16 protein-coding genes are annotated in these 17,843 nt (G+C 69.9%); 10 read left to right on the forward strand and 6 right to left on the reverse strand.

The genetic code is table 11. The features are described 5' to 3' along the window. Positions 1 to 24 precede the first annotated feature (24 nt). The 3 genes from JFC09_RS14060 to JFC09_RS14070 are packed head-to-tail and all read right to left on the reverse strand — an operon-like array spanning position 25 to position 3,217. A complete protein-coding gene (locus JFC09_RS14060) occupies positions 25 to 1,284 on the reverse strand; it encodes a DUF4350 domain-containing protein (RefSeq protein WP_198394664.1) in 1,260 nt (419 codons plus the stop codon). Continuing rightward, positions 1,281 to 2,012: a DUF4129 domain-containing protein gene (locus JFC09_RS14065; RefSeq protein ID WP_198394665.1), complete on the reverse strand. Its 732-nt coding sequence runs from the start codon at positions 2,010 to 2,012 to the stop codon at positions 1,281 to 1,283. Before JFC09_RS14065 ends, JFC09_RS14060 begins: the two co-directional genes overlap by 4 nt. Beyond that, positions 2,009 to 3,217 carry a hypothetical protein gene (locus tag JFC09_RS14070; RefSeq protein ID WP_198394666.1) on the reverse strand — a complete coding sequence of 403 codons (1,209 nt, stop codon included), beginning with the start codon at positions 3,215 to 3,217 and terminating at the stop codon, positions 2,009 to 2,011. Before JFC09_RS14070 ends, JFC09_RS14065 begins: the two co-directional genes overlap by 4 nt. 149 nt (positions 3,218 to 3,366) lie before the next feature. Here JFC09_RS14070 and mtrA point away from each other — a divergent pair, with 149 nt between their 5' ends. The 7 genes from mtrA to secA all read left to right on the forward strand — a co-directional run bounded on the left by mtrA (position 3,367) and on the right by secA (position 13,211). Then, entirely contained in the window at positions 3,367 to 4,047 is a 681-nt protein-coding gene (gene mtrA, locus JFC09_RS14075; RefSeq protein WP_198394667.1) for an MtrAB system response regulator MtrA, read from the forward strand. 16 nt (positions 4,048 to 4,063) lie between these two features. After that, positions 4,064 to 5,887 carry an MtrAB system histidine kinase MtrB gene (gene mtrB, locus JFC09_RS14080; RefSeq protein WP_232483622.1) on the forward strand — a complete coding sequence of 608 codons (1,824 nt, stop codon included), beginning with the start codon at positions 4,064 to 4,066 and terminating at the stop codon, positions 5,885 to 5,887. Further along, positions 5,880 to 7,592 carry an LpqB family beta-propeller domain-containing protein gene (locus tag JFC09_RS14085; protein WP_198394668.1) on the forward strand — a complete coding sequence of 571 codons (1,713 nt, stop codon included), beginning with the start codon at positions 5,880 to 5,882 and terminating at the stop codon, positions 7,590 to 7,592. The genes mtrB and JFC09_RS14085 overlap by 8 nt, the downstream gene beginning before the upstream one ends. Positions 7,593 to 7,594: 2 nt before the next feature. Further along, positions 7,595 to 8,359, forward strand: a complete 765-nt coding sequence (locus JFC09_RS14090) for a ComF family protein (protein WP_198394669.1) — start codon at positions 7,595 to 7,597, stop codon at positions 8,357 to 8,359. Between the two features lie 115 nt (positions 8,360 to 8,474). Beyond that, complete coding sequence (hpf, locus tag JFC09_RS14095) at positions 8,475 to 9,161, forward strand: ribosome hibernation-promoting factor, HPF/YfiA family (RefSeq protein WP_198394670.1); 687 nt, start codon at positions 8,475 to 8,477, stop codon at positions 9,159 to 9,161. Positions 9,162 to 9,166: 5 nt separating this feature from the next. After that, entirely contained in the window at positions 9,167 to 10,414 is a 1,248-nt protein-coding gene (locus JFC09_RS14100) for a winged helix-turn-helix domain-containing protein (RefSeq protein ID WP_332839784.1), read from the forward strand. A 52-nt stretch (positions 10,415 to 10,466) separates the two neighbouring features. Continuing rightward, entirely contained in the window at positions 10,467 to 13,211 is a 2,745-nt protein-coding gene (secA, locus tag JFC09_RS14105; protein ID WP_198394671.1) for a preprotein translocase subunit SecA, read from the forward strand. 191 nt (positions 13,212 to 13,402) lie between these two features. Here the strand turns inward: secA and JFC09_RS14110 are convergent, their stop codons facing one another. Together JFC09_RS14110 and JFC09_RS14115 are read right to left on the reverse strand one after the other, a co-directional pair. Next, positions 13,403 to 13,981 carry an Rv3235 family protein gene (locus tag JFC09_RS14110; RefSeq protein WP_198394672.1) on the reverse strand — a complete coding sequence of 193 codons (579 nt, stop codon included), beginning with the start codon at positions 13,979 to 13,981 and terminating at the stop codon, positions 13,403 to 13,405. Next, on the reverse strand, positions 13,978 to 14,739 hold the full coding sequence (locus tag JFC09_RS14115; protein WP_198394673.1) for a LysM peptidoglycan-binding domain-containing protein: 762 nt from the start codon (positions 14,737 to 14,739) through the stop codon (positions 13,978 to 13,980). Before JFC09_RS14115 ends, JFC09_RS14110 begins: the two co-directional genes overlap by 4 nt. 146 nt (positions 14,740 to 14,885) lie before the next feature. Here JFC09_RS14115 and JFC09_RS14120 point away from each other — a divergent pair, with 146 nt between their 5' ends. Further along, positions 14,886 to 15,488, forward strand: coding sequence for a hypothetical protein (locus tag JFC09_RS14120; RefSeq protein ID WP_198394674.1), 603 nt, complete (start codon positions 14,886 to 14,888; stop codon positions 15,486 to 15,488). Positions 15,489 to 15,505: 17 nt separating this feature from the next. Here JFC09_RS14120 and JFC09_RS14125 read toward each other — a convergent pair whose 3' ends face one another. After that, positions 15,506 to 15,724: a helix-turn-helix domain-containing protein gene (locus tag JFC09_RS14125; RefSeq protein ID WP_198394675.1), complete on the reverse strand. Its 219-nt coding sequence runs from the start codon at positions 15,722 to 15,724 to the stop codon at positions 15,506 to 15,508. Between the two features lie 107 nt (positions 15,725 to 15,831). Between JFC09_RS14125 and JFC09_RS14130 the strand changes: the two genes are divergently transcribed. Together JFC09_RS14130 and JFC09_RS14135 are read left to right on the forward strand one after the other, a co-directional pair. Next, positions 15,832 to 16,539 (forward strand): CpaB family protein, encoded by a 708-nt coding sequence (locus tag JFC09_RS14130; protein ID WP_198394676.1) that lies wholly within the window; start codon positions 15,832 to 15,834, stop codon positions 16,537 to 16,539. After that, entirely contained in the window at positions 16,536 to 17,828 is a 1,293-nt protein-coding gene (locus JFC09_RS14135) for an AAA family ATPase (protein ID WP_198394677.1), read from the forward strand. The genes JFC09_RS14130 and JFC09_RS14135 overlap by 4 nt, the downstream gene beginning before the upstream one ends. Positions 17,829 to 17,843 lie beyond the last annotated feature (15 nt).

Genomic DNA, 17,843 nt, shown 5'->3' on the forward strand with positions numbered 1-17,843 from the left:
GACCGGGCTGCTGTGGGGGAACGGTCATAGGGGGTCGACCTCGCTCTCGATGGTGGTGATGTCGATGGAGATGCGGATGAGCGTCTCGTCGTCGTGGGGGTGTTCGGTCAGCAGCACGGCTTCCGTCCAGACCGGGTCGAGACCGGCGACGGCAGCGGCACGGGCCGCGACCTCGGCGGCGGGGGCGTCCGGCGGCAGCGCCAGGCGACGGCCCAGCCGGACCAGTGCCGCGGCCCGCAGGTCGCTGAGCGCCTCCGCGCGGGCCTCCGCCCGCTGGAGGAGGGCACTGCGGCCCCGGACGGTCTCCGCAGCCGGGACGATGACGGGCAGCGGCTCGACCGCGAGCGGACCCATGCGGCGACCGTAGACCAGCAGTGCCACGAGGACCACCGGCAGCGACCACAGCAGTGTCGCGAACGCCCACTGCGGGAACAGCCAGACGGACGGTGTGCCGTCAGGGCCGCCTTCGTCGTCACCGGGCTGGTCACGGTCGACCGGGTAGTAGTAGGTGATCGGCTCATCGGTGCCCAGCACGCCTGCGATGAGGGACATGTTGCCCTCCGCCGCGAGCGACTCGTTCATGAACCACGGCTCCGAACCCATGACGGACAGCGTCCCGCCGGCGTCGCCGTGGGGCACTTCGACGTACACGCCGTGGGGGACGGGATCGTCTGGATCGCCGCTGTAGCAGAAGTGGGAGTCCTCCGGCACCGAGGTGGTCGAGAAGTATTCGGAGCCGGTGTCCGTGTGCCGCACGGCACCCGCCGTGTTCGCCACGTCGGAGTCGCAGGCGGGCGCGCGCCGGGTGGGGGCCTGCGCACCGGGGCCGAGGTCGTCATACAGGAGCGAGTCCGTCCACAGCTCGACGTCGTACTCCGGGTCGATGAGCACGATGTGGGCACCGGATTCCGCGGCGCGTGCGGAGAGGTCATCGATGGCGGCGTTGGTGAGAGACCAGCTGCTCGCGTAGACGAGGACCGTCTCCCCGTTGTCGATCGCCGTCCCGGCGTCCAGGTACGTGTCCGTCGTCGTGACGTCGCGACCATGCTCCCGCAGCACCTCGACGAAGGCGCGCCCTCCGTCTCCCTGGGTCGATTCGTAGTGGACGGGGGCCGTGTTCTCGCCACCCTCGACGAGGACGAGGACGATTCCCCCGATGAGCAGGACGATCGCTGCGACGACCCACAGCGCCGCCGACCGTGCCAGTCCGCCGGCGCGTGCCGCGAAGCCGGGCCCGCCGACGGATCGCGTACCGCGCACCGCCACGTCCGTCTGGGCGCTCATGCGTCACCTCCGTCCGCTGTGGCGCCTGCCGGCGCGGCGGTGCCGCCCGTCGGGGAGCCGGGTGCGGACGAGTCGGCAGATCCGGTCCCGCGAGTGATCCGGGAGTCGAGCACACGCGTGCGATCCCAGTCCTCGCGGGTCACAGGGCTGCCGGAGAAAGACACCTCGTCGAAGACCGATGCGAGACGCGTGAAGTCCCCCGCAGACCGCGGAAGCGCTGCGCCCGATGCGGTGGCGAGCTCCTGCGCGGTGGAGGACCGGTCGATGACGATCCGCTTCGCCGCGGCCTGCTCCGCGAAGACCGCGCGGACGAGGTCCTGGATGGCGAGCCGCCAGTCCTCGGCGGCTGCGGCCTCGGCGGACGTGCGTCGCAGCGCGACCGGGTCGAGCTCCGACCGGAAGACCGGCTGGCGGGGAGCAGTCGGCTCCAGCCGCACCCCGGCCGACCGGCGCGTCCACCACACGATGAGCACCACCATTGCGAGGACGGCGACCGCGACCACGGCGAGGAGCCACGGCGACTCGATCCCGGCAGCGGCCTCGAACAGGTCGTCGAAGAAATCGGTGATGGCCCGGCCGATCCGCTCGAACAGGGTCATGTCCGCTTCCCGGTAGATCGGGTCGGACAGCTCGTCGCGCGCCCACTGCTGCCCCTCGTCGCGGGACGGCTGACCGAGCAGGTCCTGAGGGGGCACGCCGGAGAGGGCCCGGACAACGAACGGGGTCATGCGCGGACATCCTCCCGCGCCAGCTGCACCGCGACGTCGATGGAGTCCGCGTCCTTGGTCGCCTGGGCCTCGTCGACCTCAGCGCGGCGGAGGAGCACCAGGTCGTAGCCTTCCCGCCGCATCCGCCGGTCGAGGTAGACCATCGCGACGACCCCGCTCAGGTAGGCGAACATGAGCGCCGTCGCGCCGATGGTGACCGTCGCGATCAGAGTGCCCATGCCGATGGACAGGCCGAAGCCGAGGAACGACAAGGCGCCTGATCCGCCGTCGAGTGTGAGGAGGACGAAGACGAGGACGAAGAGGAAGAAGAGGATGATGAGGATCGGGCTCAAGATGAGGTTGATGATCTGCGAGGACAGGAAGTAGGAGACGACGAACTGCCCCGTCGACTTCCAGAAGGCACCGCGGGTGAGGTCCCACGACCGCCGCACCGACGCGACGAGGCCCAGCCCCTCCACCGCGATCGCGGCGCCCGCGAGGGAGCACTTCGTGAAGAGCCAGACGGTCGCCACCATCCAGGCCACCACACCCAGGGTCGCGACGAGAACGCCTGCGACGGGGGCGAACAGCACCAGGAGGACGCCAGGAGCCACCGCGATGCCCAGCATCACGAGATGCGCGACGAAACCCGCCGCGCAGAGGCCCACCAGCCGCAGCCTGCGCCCGCGCAGCCGCCGCCACACCTCGGACAGCCGCATGCGCTCGCTGGACGTCGCGGCCTCCGCGGCGACGGCGACGAACGCGGATAGCAGCAGGACGAGGGAGAGGGCGAGCAGCGACGCCGTCGCCGTCACTGTCTGGAGCACGAGGTTGAGGCCGACCCCCGCCTCGGGGTTCGACAGCACACGGCCTACATAGCCGAGGTTGCCGACGATGAGCAGGGTGACGACCAGAGCCGCAGCGAGGGTCACGAGGGTGTAGACGATCATCGCGAACCCGAACGTCGCTCCCGGAGCGAAGCGGAGCAGGCGGAACCCACCGTCCAGCGTCTCGAAGAACGTGAACGGCCGCTTCGGCAGAGTCCCCGGCTGCGGGGCGGGCCTCCACTGCGTGGACGGCCGCCCGCCGGTGCGCTCGCGGAGCGTCCCGGAAGCCCAGTCGACCTCGGTGCCCCATTCGGGGACGGTGCTCACCGACCCGGTCGAGTTCGGGACCGGGCGGGACCGCGGTGCCCCTTGCGGGGCCGGGTGCGGGGACGCGGTCACGCACACCTCCTCAGCTGTGGATTCTTGCTGCGGCGACAGGTCATCCCTCCCATCCTGCCACGTGTCCGCAGCCGTGCGGGCACAGACGGAGGGGACGTCACTGCGGGTCATGTGCGACGATGCGCCCGAGGTTTGGGACAATGGGCGGCATGAATGCACGCATCCTGGTGGTCGACGACGATACGGCGTTGGCAGAAATGATTGGAATCGTCCTCAAGAGCGAGGGCTTCGAGCCGGAGTTCTGCGCCACGGGGGACGGGGCGTTCGAAGCGTTCCGAGCCATGCGACCCGACCTCGTGCTCCTGGATCTCATGCTCCCCGGCAAGGACGGGCTGGAAGTCTGCCGGGAGATCCGCGCGGAGTCCGGGACCCCCATCATCATGCTCACGGCGAAGTCCGACACCGTCGACGTGGTGGCGGGACTGGAAGCCGGTGCCGACGACTACGTCCCCAAGCCCTTCAAGCCGAAGGAGCTCATCGCCCGCGTCCGTGCGCGCCTGCGGATGCTCGAACCCGCCGCACCGGAGGTGCTCCAGGTCGCGGATGTGACGATCGACGTCGCCGGACACCAGGTGACCCGCGACGGGGAACCGATCTCGCTCACACCGCTCGAGTTCGACCTCCTCGTCGCACTCGCCCGGAAGCCGTGGCAGGTCTTCTCCCGTGAGATCCTCCTCGAAGAGGTGTGGGGCTACCGCCACGCCGCGGACACGCGCCTGGTCAACGTCCACGTCCAGCGGCTGCGGTCGAAGATCGAGAAGGATCCGGAGAACCCGGAGATCGTCGTGACGGTCCGCGGGGTCGGCTACAAGGCGGGACAGCAGGCATGACCTCCACGGTGCGCGGATGAGGAGGGTCCCGGCCTCCGCCGGCCTCCTCGCGGCGATCGGTCGCGGCATTCTCGACCTGTCCCGGTGGCTCGTCTCGATCTTCTCGCGGTCCCTGCAGGTCCGCATCGTCGTGCTCACGGTGCTGCTGACCCTCGTCGCGATCTTCGGCGTCGGCACGTACATGACGCAGGTGATCGCCCGCGGCCTCTTCGAATCGAAGCTGTCCGCCGTGTCGGAGCAGACCAGCACGTACGTCGCCCAGATCGAATCGCTCGCGACGGAGGACGACCTCAGTGAGGCGCTCACCGTCCAGCTCCAGAGCATGTATTCGCGTTCCCCCACCCCCCTGCGGTCGATCAGCCTGGAGCCGCGCGACGCGAACAGCCGCGTCCTCCCCGTGACAGTCCTCGACACGGTGCAGGGCTCGCCGCGTGTCGAGGAGCTGCCGGAGGACTTCCGGATGCAGGTGGCGGACACGGTTGCGGACCAGCAGCGCTACATGTCGACCAACCTGTCCGAAGACGGCGTGACTCCGGGCCTCGTCATCGCGCAGCCGCTGTCCGTGCCCGGTGCCGGACAGTTCGACCTGTACGTCGTCGCAGACCTCACCGAGGAGCAGGCGACTCTCAACTTCGTGACGCGAGCGACGCTGGTGGCCGGCATCGTCCTCGTCGTCCTCGTCGGTGCCGTGGGCCTGCTCGTGTCCCGCCTGGTCGTCACACCCGTCCGCACCGGGTCGGAGGTCGCACGGGAGATCGCGGACGGCGACCTCGACCGGCGCATGCCCGTCACCGGGCGCGACGAGCTGTCCCAGCTGGCGCAGAGCTTCAACGACATGGCGGACAGCATGCAGGAGCAGATCACCCGGATGGAGCGCCTGTCCGTGCTGCAGCGGCAGTTCGTGTCCGACGTCTCCCACGAACTCCGGACGCCGCTCACAACGATCCACATCGCCTCCGACATGCTCTACGAATCACGGGACGAGTTCGATGAATCCGCGAGGCGCAGCGCAGAGCTGCTGAATTCGCAGGTGGACCGCTTCGAACAGCTGCTGGGCGATCTGCTGGAGATCTCCCGCTACGACGCGGGTGCCGCGGAGCTCGTCGTCCACCCACACGACCTGCGCGACCTCGTCACCGGCGTCATCGAGACGGTCATGGTCGTCGCGGAGAGGTCCGGCACGCTGCTGCGGGTCCATGCACCCGCGGCCCCCGTGATGGCGGAGCTGGACCGCGTCCGCATCACCCGTGTCGTGCGGAACCTCGTCGTCAACGCGATCGAGCACGGTGACGGCCGCCCCGTCGACGTGCACCTCGCGTCGAACGCGGAAGGAGCGGCCGTGAGCGTGCGCGACCACGGTGTGGGGATGAGCGCAGAGCACGTCGAGCACGTGTTCGACCGCTTCTGGCGTGCCGACCCCTCCCGCAAGCGCACCCTCGGTGGATCCGGCCTGGGCCTTGCGATCGCACTCGAGGACGCCCACCTTCACGGCGGCTGGCTGCAGGCGTGGGGGGAACTGGGGGAGGGCTCGTGCTTCCGCCTCACGATCCCGCGTCGCCACGGACAGTCGATCTCCACCTCACCGCTGCCGCTGCCACCGGCCGACGCGAGCCCCCGCTCCGCACTCGTCGCGGGACCGTCCAGCTCCGACGGGTCCGTGCGCATCCAGACCGGCAGCATCCCGATCGTCGTCGAGGCCGGATTCGACGGTGCGGGCTCCAGCGGCAGCGGTGCGAGCGCCGCCGGCCCCAGAGGAAACGGTCCAAGCAGTGCCGGTCCGAGCAGCGCCGCCGGCGCCAGCCGCGCAGTCGCCGACCAGGAGGAGGATCCCGATGCGTGATCGTCAGGGGCTCGTCGCAGCGCTCGCGGCACTGCTGCTGGTCCTCAGCGGTTGTGCCGCGATCCCGACGGAGGGCGAGACCGGGGTCATCGACGTCGTGGACCGGCCGGAACGCGTCCAGTCGGAGATCGAGCCGGAAGGCCCCGTCGAAGGCGCGGACCCGAACGCCATCGTGCGCGGGTTCCTCGCCGCCGGTGCCGGCTATTCCGACGACTTCGCCGTAGCACGGTCCTTCCTCACCGAGGACTTCTCGAACGAGTGGGACCCGCAGTCCAGCGTCGTCGTCATGCCGAGCAGCGCGGACTTCGACACGATCACGGCGGAGGTGTCCTCCGACCAGCAGAACATCTCCATGTCGCTGCCCGTCGCCGCGACCCTCGACGCACAGCGCGTGTATCGGGAGGAGCGCCCCGGTTCCGAAGTGGACCGTGCCTTCTCGCTGCGGCAGGTGAACGGGGAATGGCGGATCTCCTCCGCCCCGCAGGGGCTCGTGCTCACCTCGTCGTCGTTCACATCCGTGTACGACTCGTACCCCCTGTACTACTACACCCCGGGATTCGACTACCTGGTCCCGGACACACGCTGGTTCGTCCGGTCGCCCGCCGCCGCGACCGAGGTGATGACGGAGCTGCTGGCCGGCCCGGCCGACCACGTGGGCGGGTCCGTCATCTCCGCAGTGCCCGACGGCACCCGCCTGGACCCCCGCTCCGTGACCGTGTCCGGTGGGATCGCCCAGGTGGGGCTCGACGAGACCGCACAGGGCCTCGACGAGGAGACGAACGGCCGCATCCTCGGCCAGGTGTCCGCGACACTGCGGGGCCTCTCCTCGACGAACGCCGTCGAGGTCACCACCCCGACGGGCGCGCTGAACGCCCCTCCGGGTGACAGCGTGCCCGTGGGCGTGCGCATCGACGCGCGGCCGGTGCTCATCGCCGGCGGGACACTGGCACGGCTGGACGAGACCCGACTCGACCCCATCCCGGGGCTGCCGGACCTGGGGGACGACCCGACGGATCCCGCGGTGTCGATCGACGACTCCACGTACGCCTACCTGGCCGAGGGTAAGACCGAACTCCACCGCATCCTGCCCGACGGCGAGGGCGACGCCGTGATCCACACCGACGAGGACGGGCTCACCGGTCCGAGCTTCGACCTGCACGGGAGCATCTGGACGGCGTCCCGCGTGCAGGGGGACACCGGCCGGGTCACGGTGATCCTGGCATCCGGCGACACCGTCGACGTCGCCGTCCCCTGGCTGGGGGACCGCACCGTGCAGGCGCTCCGCGTCTCCAGCGACGGCACCCAGCTGGCTGTGCTGTCGCGGAACGGCGGCGGCACGCCCCGCATCGACGTGGTCGGCATCGTGCGCAGCGCGGACGGGGACCCCACGGGCATCGTGCCGGCCGCTCCGCTGCGCGTCGGAGCGCGCTTCGACCAGATCGTCGACCTGTCGTGGGCGGGGTCGGGGGAGCTCGCGATCCTCGCCGCAGAGAGTCGTTCGGGCGATGCCCAGCCGTACCTGGCGCCCGTGTCCGGCCCCACCACCTCCCTGGGCGACGTGAGCGGGGGCTCCTCGATCACGGCGAGCACGGATGCCCGGTCCGTCCGGGTCAGCACGGAGGACGGAGAGCTCTACTCCTTCGGCGCGGACAACTGGCAGAAGGTCGTGGACCTGGTCGTCCACGACCCCGCATACCCGGGCTGAGCATGGACAGGAAGCCGACGACACCCCGGTTCGCACGTGCGCTGCGGGAGGTGGGCGGGGAGCTGGTCGACCTGCTGCTGCCGCGCACGTGCGCCGGATGCGGGGTGGAGACCGTGAGCCTCTGCGGACCGTGCCTCACACACCTGCAGCCGCAGCCCCGCACCGTCGCCCCGCGCTACGGACTGCTTCCGGTGTCCGGCGCAGGTGAGTACTCGGACACGCTGCGCAGCGTCATCGTGGCGATGAAGGCGCGCAAGCGCACGGACGTCCTCCCCGTCGTCGCGATCCTGCTGGCCGCCGCGATCGCCCACGCGCTCGAGGAATCGGGATACACGGGTGGCGACGTGACAGCGGTGCCGGTCCCGACCTCGGCGGCGGCCATGCGGGAACGGGGGCGGGACCTCGTCGCGGAGCTCAGCGCACACGCCTGCGGTCTGCTGGCGGCCGACGGCCTGACGATCCGGTCCACACCGCTGCTCACCGCCGTCCGCCATCGCGACCAGGTGGGATCGGGGGCACGGGACAGACGACGGAACGTGACCGGCACCCACGCCCCGCGCCGCCGCGCGCAGTGGGAACCGGTGCGGGGGTCGAGCCGCATCGTCCTCGTCGACGACGTCCTCACGACGGGGGCCACGTTGGCCGAGGCGGCGCGGGCGCTGCGAGAGGCGGGTGTGGAACCGGACGGGTGCGCAGCGCTCGCGGTGACCGAGGACGGGAGGCGGGGGCGCGCCGAAGACGCTCCCGACAGCGTCCACGATGTGTGACGCGCCGGTGTGATCTTCACTTCATTCGTCGTTGGGGATGGTGTTCAATGGAGTGTACCCATCCAGCGAATGGGTACGGAGCGATCCGTCGAACGAGTCGCCTAGGAGAGACACCATGGACGTCGTAGTGAAGGGCCGTCACCAGGCCGTTTCGGACAGCTTTCGGGACCACGCAGCAGAGAAGGTCTCGAAGGTCGAACAGCTCTCCCCGCGTGCTCAGGCCGTCGAAGTCCAACTCCGGCACGAGAACACGCGAAACCGCGAGCAGGAGCAGCGCGTGGAGATCACCGTCTTCCAGAAGGGGCCCGTGCTCCGCGCGGAGGCGAGCGCGGACGACAAGTACGCAGCACTCGACCTCGCATGGGCGAAGCTCCTGGAGCGACTCCGCCGCGTGAAGGACCGCAACAAGGTCAACCGGACGGGTCACCGGCGCCAGAACTCCACAGGTGAGGCCCTCGCGTCGATGGAGGTCATCGACCCGCTGATCCCGCAGGACGGAGAGGTCCGCGAGGCGAAGAACGAGACGACGACCGGAGCCGTGGACGCCTCCGATCAGACGAACGGCCGCATCCAGGCAGAAGGCGACTCACCCGTCGTCCTGCGTGAGAAGCGCTTCCCCGCACAGCCGATCGGCATCGAGGAGGCGCTCAACCGCATGGAGATGGTCGGCCACGACTTCTACCTCTTCATCGACGAGGAGAACGAGCAGCCCTCCGTCGTCTACCGCCGGAAGGGCTGGAGCTACGGAGTGATCGCCCTGGACGAATCGATGTCCCCCGAGGACGCGGAAGCCGTGTCCTGACACCTGTGACACGGGTTCCCACCCTGTCGACGGAGGCGGCGAAGCGCATCGCGCTCGCCGCCTCCGGCTTCGCCCGCCCACGGCCGGCGAACCCGAACGCCGGACACCTGCGGCGGGTCTTCGACCGCCTGTCGGTCGTCCAGATCGACTCCGTGCAGGCCGTCACCCGGTCGCACTACCTCCCCTTCTTCTCCCGCCTGGGGTCCTACCCCCGCGCCCGGCTCGATTCCCTGTTCCACGACGCCCCGCGCATGGGTGTCGAATACTGGGCGCACGAAGCCGCCTACGTCGCCCCCTCGACGGTGCACGCATTCCATCGTCGCCGCGGCGAGTGGTTCGTCCACGACTACGGGCAGCGGGACCCGGTCCACGGCGCCGACTTCCGCGCGCTCATGGAGGCGCTCGTGGTCGAACTCGCCGCGGGCCCGGGAACGGCGAGGAACCTCGCGGAGCGCGTCCCGCACTCCGTGCCGGAACACGATCGAGGCCACTGGGGATGGAACCCGACCCGCACGAAGTCCGCGCTGGAGGCGCTGTTCCGCGCGGGCAGGATCGCGTGCGCGGGACGCAGCCCCCACTTCGAGCGCATCTTCGCACTGCCGGCCCACACGCATCCCGACCTTCCCGTGCCCGCACCCGTGTGGGGCCCGGACCACGACCCGGATCTGGGCATCCGACCCGAGGCTGGCGGAATCCCGCGGGGAGTGACCGGTCTCGAGGACGATGCCGTGGCACTCGTGCGACTGGCCGGACCCGCACTGGGCATCGGCACGGTCGACTGCTTCGCAGACTATTTCCGGATGCCCCGGGCGACGACCCGCCGCGCCGTCGACGCGCTGACGGCGGAGGGTGCACTGCGGGAGGTCTCCGTCGACGGGGTCCAGGCGTGGCGCTGGCATGACTCGCGGGCTCCGCGCTCCGTGGAGGCGACGGCGCTGCTCGCACCCTTCGACCCGCTGGTATTCAACCGCCGACGCATCCGCTGGCTCTTCGGATTCGACTACCGCATCGAGATCTACACCCCCGCCCCGCAGCGACGCTACGGCTACTACGTCATGCCGTTCCTGCACGACGGGTCGCTCCGCGCACGCGTCGACGTGCGGGCACGCAGAGACTCCGGCGTGCTCCGCGCGGCGGTCCACATGGAACCCGGCGAGGACTGCGAAGCGGCTGTCCAGCAGGAACTGCGGGAACTCGCAGGATGGTTGGGGCTTGCAGAAGTCGAGGTCCTGCCCGCCGGGCAGATATGCTGAGGGGCGGACTTCACACTGTGGACCGCGTGGGAGCGCGGGGCTAAGGAGAATCGTGGCGAACCTGCTGGAGAAGCTGTTGAGGACCGGCGAGGGCCGCACGCTCAAGAGACTGCGCGCCTATACGACGGCGATCAACAACCTGTCCGACGAGTTCGAAGCTCTGTCGGACACCGAACTCCGCGAGGAGACAGACCGCTTCAAGAAGCGCCACGCCGACGGCGAGACGCTCGATTCACTGCTGCCGGAAGCGTTCGCCGCAGTGCGCGAGGCGTCGGCCCGCACGGTCGGACTGCGCCACTTCGACGTCCAGCTCATGGGCGGCGCCGCGCTCCACCTGGGCAACATCGCAGAGATGAAGACTGGTGAGGGCAAGACGCTGGTCGCGACGGCACCCGCATACCTGAATGCGCTCACCGGCAAGGGCGTCCACATCATCACGGTGAACGACTTCCTCGCCGACTACCAGTCGAACCTCATGGGCCGCGTCTTCCGCTTCCTCGGCATGGAGACCGGGTGCATCAAAGCGCAGATGAGCAACGACGATCGTCGGAAGCAGTACGCCGCGGACATCACCTACGGCACCAACAACGAATTCGGCTTCGACTACCTCCGGGACAACATGGCGTGGTCGGTCGACGAGATGGTCCAGCGCGGCCACAACTTCGTCATCGTCGACGAAGTGGACTCGATCCTCATCGACGAGGCCCGCACCCCCCTCATCATCTCCGGCCCCTCCGAGGGCGACGCCGATCGCTGGTACGGCGAGTTCGCCCGTGTCGTCAAGCGTCTCAGGCCGGAGCGCGACTACGAGGTGGACGAGAAGAAGAAGACGATCGGCATCCTCGAGTCCGGGATCGACAAGGTCGAGGACTACCTGGGGATCGGGAACCTCTACGACGCGGACAACACGCCGCTCATCAGCTTCCTCAACAACGCCATCAAGGCGAAGGAGCTGTTCAAGAAGGACAAGGACTACGTCGTCCTGGACGGCGAAGTCCTCATCGTCGACGAGCACACCGGGCGCATCCTCAAGGGCCGCCGGTACAACGAGGGTCTCCACCAGTCGATCGAGGCGAAGGAGGGTGTGGACGTCAAGGCGGAGAACCAGACGCTCGCGACGATCACCCTGCAGAACTACTTCCGTCAGTACGAGAAGATCTCCGGCATGACCGGCACGGCAGAGACGGAAGCCGCCGAATTCATGTCGACCTACAAGCTGGGCGTCGTCCCGATCCCGACGAACCGTCCCATGCAGCGCGCCGACCACTCCGACGTCGTCTACAAGCACGAGAAGGCGAAGTTCGCCGCCATCGTCGACGACATCGCGGACGCGCACGATGCGGGCCAGCCGGTGCTGGTCGGTACGACGAGCGTCGACAAGAGCGAATACCTCTCGAAGCTGCTGGCGAAGAGGGGCATCCGCCACGAGGTGCTCAACGCGAAGAACCACGCGCGGGAAGCCGCGATCGTCGCGATGGCGGGCCGGAAGGGCTCCGTCACGGTGGCGACGAACATGGCGGGCCGCGGAACCGACATCATGCTGGGCGGGAATGCGGAGTTCCTCGCGGTGGCGCGGATGGAGGCGAAGGGGCTGGACGCACGGGAGGACCCGGACGCCTACGAAGCGGCCTGGCCGGACGTGCTGGCCGACGTGGAGAAGGAGGTCAAGAGGGAGGCGGAGGAGGTCCGCGACGCGGGCGGCCTCTACGTGCTGGGCACCGAACGCCACGAATCGCGTCGCATCGACAACCAGCTGATGGGTCGTTCGGGTCGTCAGGGCGACCCCGGCGACAGCCGCTTCTACCTGTCCCTCACGGACGACCTCATGCGCCTCTTCGGGTCCGGTGCGGCGGAGCGGATCATGTCGATCGCGAACGTCCCCGACGACGTCCCGCTCGAGGCGAAGATGGTGTCGCGGGCGATCCAGTCCGCGCAGAGCCAGGTCGAGGAGCGCAACGCGGAGCAGAGGAAGAACGTCCTCAAGTACGACGACGTCCTCAACCGCCAGAGGACCGTCATCTACACGGAGCGTCGCAGCGTGCTCGAAGGCGCGGACCTCGACGAGCAGGTGCAGCAGTTCCGGGACGACGTCATCGACGCGTATGTGACGGCTGCGACGCAGGGCCCTCCGGATTCGTGGAAGATCGACGAGCTCTTCGAAGCGCTGAGTCGGCTCTACAGTCCGTCGTTCACCGCGCAGGAGCTGGTGGAGGACGCAGAGGGGTCGGGCGGCCTCACGCGGGACAGGATCCGGACAGAGATCACGACCGACGCGGACCTCTTCTACCAGCGCCGTGAGGAGGAGCTGGGCGAGGAGGCGACCCGTGAACTGGAGCGCCGCGTCACGCTGTCCGTCATCGACAAGCGCTGGCGTGAGCACCTGTACGAGATGGACTACCTCAAGAACGGGATCGGCCTGCGCGCGATGGCGCAGCGCGACCCGCTGGTCGAGTACCAGCGTGAGGGCTTCGACATGTTCGTCGCGATGCAGGAGGGCATCAAGGAGGACGTCGTGCGCCTCACGAACACCCTGGAGGTGAAGGTGCGGAATCCGGCATCCGAAGTGGGCACCCCCGGCTCCGGCGCGCAGCTGGGCGCTGCAGCGGCGGGTGGTTCCGGCAACGGCACCGCCGCCGGCGGTGTGCTGGTCGAGGCGGACGAGCTGAAGCCCCGGAAGCCGGCACTCCATCTCAGCGCGCCGAGTGAGACCGGTGGCGTGGCGGAGAGCGACGACAGCGCGGCGGACGACGCTCCAGCCAACCGTGCACAGCGTCGTCAGCGCAAGCGCGAAGCCTGAGACCGGCTGACACCCGGCCTCGGGTGGAGGACGAAGCGTCCCGGCAGTGATGGATTCACTGCCGGGACGCTTCGTCGTTCGCGGGAGCTCCGTCTGGGGAGCCGCCGCCGCTGACGGGGCACACTCACCGAGGCCGGGGCACACTCGCCGTTGTCGGGGCATACTCGCCGCTTGGGGATGGACTCCTCCGGTCAGATGCTGAGGAACTCGGTGAGCTTCCACCGCGAGCGTCTGCGCGTGAGTCGCAGCGCGAGAGCGCGGGGGCGACGCATCGTCGTCACGACGAGGGCGATCTCCACGACGGAGTCCGACACCTCGCAGATCCGGGCGGTCGACGTCGTGAGCGGTCGGTCTGTGTGCGGGTTGCTCTGCGACAGCGATCGGCGGACACGTGTGTGCTCCGTGATCCGGTCGAAGAGCGGGGCCTGCACCCATTTCTCGATGCTCACGGGGGCGCGGGCGCCCACCAGCACTTCGACGAGCGCCGTGGCCAGCGCAGGAGCCATCGATTGGAGCAGCACCCGGTCGTCTGCGCTGAGCGGACGGGTCCCGGGCCGGACGTGCGGTGCTCGGTCGGGCTCCGTGGAGGGGCGTGCGTCGACGGGTGCTGCAGGACCGTCCCCGGTCGGCCGACCCCCAGCGAGCGAGAGGACGGACGTGTCCGCGGATCCGTCCGCGGGTCCCTTCGACCCGTCATCGGTCTGCCCGCGTCGTGGGCGGACAAGTGTGAGCGACGGTGCTGTGGTGAGGTGGGCTGCGGCGGTGGTCATGGCAGCACCAGCCGCTGGCCGGGGAGGATGAGGTTGGCGTCGTCGCCGACCAGTTCCCGGTTCGCCGCGTGGACATCTGCGACGCGCGTCGCGACCTCCGCTGGGGCGGCACCCGGCAACTCGGACGCGACGATCCGCCACATGCTGTCCCCCGGCGCGACGACGTGGACGGAAGCGGCGTCGTCCGGAGCAGCCGCAGAGCCCGGGGCCGGAGCGCGGTCCGGAGTGGTCGGAGGGGGCGACGCCGCGTCCTGGGACAGCGGCCATGCAGGTCCGCGCCCCTGGGCGCGCGAGGCGTCCTCATCGAGCGGAGCCGTGCCATCCGAGTGAGCGCTGTCGTCGGAGGGAGTCGGGTCATCGGAGAGGGCCGTGTCATCGGCGGGAGCCGGGGACAGGGGCCACGCGGGGGAGGGCGATGCGGCGAAGGCCGGCCCGGCGAGGACCGCTACGGAGAGTGATCCGCCGACCGCCGCGCTGAGAGCGGTCCGCGCTGCACGCGGTGCCGTGCGGAGGGCGGCGGCCCGGATCGGCGCGGCGGCGAGGCCGGCCGCCGTGCACAGGCGCCAGAGGTGCGCGAGGAGAACCGACACCGTCGTGCGCACACCTGCCAGGACTGTCGCCGCGCCCGCGATCAGCAGCAGCGCAGCACCCGGATCGCCGGCGAGTGCCTCTGCTGCGAGACGCGGGAGGGCGCACAGGAGAAGTGTCGTCCCCGCCGCATGCGCCGCGGCGAACAGTGTGAGTCTGCGCATTCCCATGGCCACTCCCTCGTGAGATCATCTATGGATAGCAAACTGTATCAAATGGCGCGAAGGCTGGGTGAAGTGATTGTGAACTCGTCAGTAGCTATCGCGCGCTACTGACAGATGCGCAGTGAGGGTGAGCGTCATGGCATACTGCGAATATGGAAAGACGCGACGGTGTGGCACACGGGAGTGCCGACGACCGCTTCCTGCGGCTGTTCGAGGACCTCGAGGCTCAGGAGGCGGGCCGTGCGCAGCACGAGCGCTTGGGCGAGTTCTCCGATCTGGTCGCGGGGGAGGCCGCGGATCATTCCCTGACGGAGCGCCTGGCGGGGTCGATCGGGGCCCGGGCCGGTGTGACGGTCGCCGGGGTCCGCTTCGCGGGACGGCTTCAGCGGGTCTCCCTCGCCTGGATCAGCGTGGCCGTAGATGGCGGCGGGGGCGTCCTCATCGCCCTGGCGCACGTCGACGAGCTGCGGGTCGGGTCGCGTGCGCATGCTGCGCCGCCCGAATCCCTGTCGTTCGCCTCACCGCTGCGTGAGTGGAGGGAGGCGAGGGTGCCGTGCGCGGTCGCGGCGCTGGGCGCAGCAGGAGGAGTCCGGACTCTCGTCGGCACGCTGTCGCTCGTGGCCGCCGACTACATCGAGGTGGAAGAGTCATCCCGCCGTGAGGTCGCGCGTGAGCGGGGCGACGCGCCGGCCGGCAGGCTGCTCGTGCCCCTGTCGAGGGTCGCCTTCGTGCGACCGGAGGGGAGGGTCCTGTGACGAGGGCCGGGTGCGGGTCAGTCCGCGGAGCCCGCGTCGACCTCCGCGCGGACCTCTGCGTACATGCGCTGGATGTAGTCCTCGAGTTCGGTCTTCTCAACGCGCCACTGGCCGCGACCGCCGACCTTGATCGCGCGGAGGTCTCCGGACCTCACGAGCGCGCGGGCCTGGGCGACAGAGACATTGAGGACTTCTGCGACGTCGGTGAGCGGCAGGAAGCGGGATTCTACGGCCATGAGGAGTCCTTTCGCGTCGAGAGCACGGCGAATGGTGCCGGTGACGGCCAAATACTATCACTTGACCCCTTTACGTGTTCTGATCTGTGGAGAGTGGGAGCCGATCGATGAGCCACCTCAGCAGCCCTGCCGGTGTGCCCCGTGCGCGTCGACTTTCCCGGCCCCGATGGCGGGACCCGCGCCTCCTCATCGGTGCGGTGCTCGTCCTCGTGTCACTGGTCGCCACCACGACCCTCGTCCGTGCGGTCGCGGAGACGACACGGGTGTGGGCGGCGGCGGTGGATCTGGTGCCCGGTGGTGAGCTCACGCAGGAGTCGCTGGTGCCCGTCGAGGTGAAGCTCCCCGAGTCCGCCGGCGCGTATATCGGTGCCGCCTCGAGCATCGAGCCGGGAACGACGGTCCGCGCGGTCGTGGCAACGGGCGAGCTGATCCCGCTGTCCTCACTGGTCGCGCTGGCGGACCTGCCGGGGAGGGTGGTGTCCGTCGACGTGTCGTCCGCGCTGCCGGCCGCGGTGGGGCCGGGCAGCAGCGTCGACATCTGGGCGACGGATGCGCGTGCTGCGGACGTCGCGGAACCCGACGCCATCCTCGAAGGCGTCGACGTGCTGTCGGTCGACCGGGGGACCCGTGACTTCACCTCGTCCGGTGCGGCCCGGATCGAGGTGTACGTCCCTGATGGGCGGATCTCTTCCGTCGTCCGTGCTCAGGCCGCGGGACACCACATCTCCGTCGTCGCGGTCCCGCGGAAGAGGGCTGCGGACGGTGTGGAGGGAGCGGAGGCGACGGATCCCGCCGAGGCAGGCGAGACCCCATGATCGACGTGGTCGTCGCCGTCGACGTCGAGTACGAGGCGACGGTGGTCGCGGCTGTGTCCGGACTGCCCGACGCGCAGGTGGTGCGCAGACCGGCGGACGAAGCGGAGCTGCTGGCGCTGGTCGCCGGCGGCACCGGCCACGTCGTGGTGCTGTCGCGCTGGTTCCCCGGCGTCGACGCTGACGTCGTGGCCCGCATGCGCGATGCGGGTGGGCGCATCGTCGGATTCGGCTCCGACGCGGCGCTGTTCGAGCGCTGGGGGATCGTGCACACGCTGGCTCCCGGCGCGACCGCGGAGCAGACGGGGGCGGTGCTGCGCGACTGCGCGGATTCCGTCCAGGCTCCGCCCAAGCCGGCGCAGCCGCCGCGCAGTGACACTCCTGCGCCCCGTTCGGGATCCCTCACGGCGGTGTGGGGCACAGGGTCCTCGCCGGGCCGATCGACGGTGGCACTCGTCCTCGCCCACTTGGCGGCGCGTGCGGCCGGGCGCACGACACTCGTCGACGCGGACACCGTGTCGTCCTCACTCACCCCCGCGCTGGGTCTCCTCGACGAAGCGCCGCAGCTGGCGGCGCTCTGCCGCCTGGTCGTGAGCGGCGCGGCCCACGACACGCAGCTGGTCGCGGAGAGGCTCGTCGAGATCGAGCCCGGGTTCGAGGTCGTCACGGGTCTGAGCCGCGCCGACCGGTGGCCGGAGATCAGGGCGGGGGTCCTCGCTGACGTCCTCGACAGGTTGGCCGCGCGGGCGGAGCACGTGATCGTCGACGTGTCCGATCGGATCGACCCGGACGACCCGTACGCGGACCCGCACTACGACCGGCATCAGGCGACGCGGGCTGTCCTCGACCGCGCGGACCGGGTCGTCCTCGTCGCCTCAGCGGATCCGATGGGGCTGCAGCGCCTGGTCCGACGGCTCGAATCCGATCGTGCAGCCCGGCATGCGGATCATCTGGTGGTCGTCGTCAACCGCGTGCGCACCTCTGCAGTGGGACCCGACCCGTACACGCGCATCCGGTCGGTGCTCAGTCGCTTCGCCGGGGTCGAGGACGTGGTCCTCCTCCCCGACGATCCCTCGACGATCGATGCTGCGGTGCTGGCGGGCCGGTCTCCGCTGGAGATCGCGCGCAGGTCGCCGTTCGTCACGGCGGTCGACGACGAGCTGCTGCCGCGCTTGCCGGGGATCGTGGTGCGCAGGCCCAACAGTCGTCGCGCGGAGGTCGGCAGCCACACGAGGAGCAGCCGCGGCAAGGGGGCCGGGCAGCACAGAAGGAGAAGTCGTCGCACGGAGTGAGGGGACGCGGGGTGA

This window comes from Brevibacterium yomogidense (assembly GCF_016107685.1).
Classification (GTDB): domain Bacteria; phylum Actinomycetota; class Actinomycetes; order Actinomycetales; family Brevibacteriaceae; genus Brevibacterium; species Brevibacterium yomogidense.

Excerpts from the sequence above, each read along its gene's own strand:
- JFC09_RS14060 (WP_198394664.1), bottom strand. The coding sequence starts at position 1,284 with ATGAGCGCCCAGACGGACGTGGCGGTGCGCGGTACGCGATCCGTCGGC.
- JFC09_RS14065 (WP_198394665.1), bottom strand. The coding sequence starts at position 2,012 with ATGACCCCGTTCGTTGTCCGGGCCCTCTCCGGCGTGCCCCCTCAGGAC.
- mtrA (WP_198394667.1), top strand. The coding sequence starts at position 3,367 with ATGAATGCACGCATCCTGGTGGTCGACGACGATACGGCGTTGGCAGAA.
- mtrB (WP_232483622.1), top strand. The coding sequence starts at position 4,064 with ATGAGGAGGGTCCCGGCCTCCGCCGGCCTCCTCGCGGCGATCGGTCGC.
- JFC09_RS14085 (WP_198394668.1), top strand. The coding sequence starts at position 5,880 with ATGCGTGATCGTCAGGGGCTCGTCGCAGCGCTCGCGGCACTGCTGCTG.
- JFC09_RS14090 (WP_198394669.1), top strand. The coding sequence starts at position 7,595 with ATGGACAGGAAGCCGACGACACCCCGGTTCGCACGTGCGCTGCGGGAG.
- hpf (WP_198394670.1), top strand. The coding sequence starts at position 8,475 with ATGGACGTCGTAGTGAAGGGCCGTCACCAGGCCGTTTCGGACAGCTTT.
- JFC09_RS14110 (WP_198394672.1), bottom strand. The coding sequence starts at position 13,981 with ATGACCACCGCCGCAGCCCACCTCACCACAGCACCGTCGCTCACACTT.
- JFC09_RS14115 (WP_198394673.1), bottom strand. The coding sequence starts at position 14,739 with ATGGGAATGCGCAGACTCACACTGTTCGCCGCGGCGCATGCGGCGGGG.
- JFC09_RS14120 (WP_198394674.1), top strand. The coding sequence starts at position 14,886 with ATGGAAAGACGCGACGGTGTGGCACACGGGAGTGCCGACGACCGCTTC.
- JFC09_RS14125 (WP_198394675.1), bottom strand. The coding sequence starts at position 15,724 with ATGGCCGTAGAATCCCGCTTCCTGCCGCTCACCGACGTCGCAGAAGTC.
- JFC09_RS14130 (WP_198394676.1), top strand. The coding sequence starts at position 15,832 with ATGAGCCACCTCAGCAGCCCTGCCGGTGTGCCCCGTGCGCGTCGACTT.
- JFC09_RS14135 (WP_198394677.1), top strand. The coding sequence starts at position 16,536 with ATGATCGACGTGGTCGTCGCCGTCGACGTCGAGTACGAGGCGACGGTG.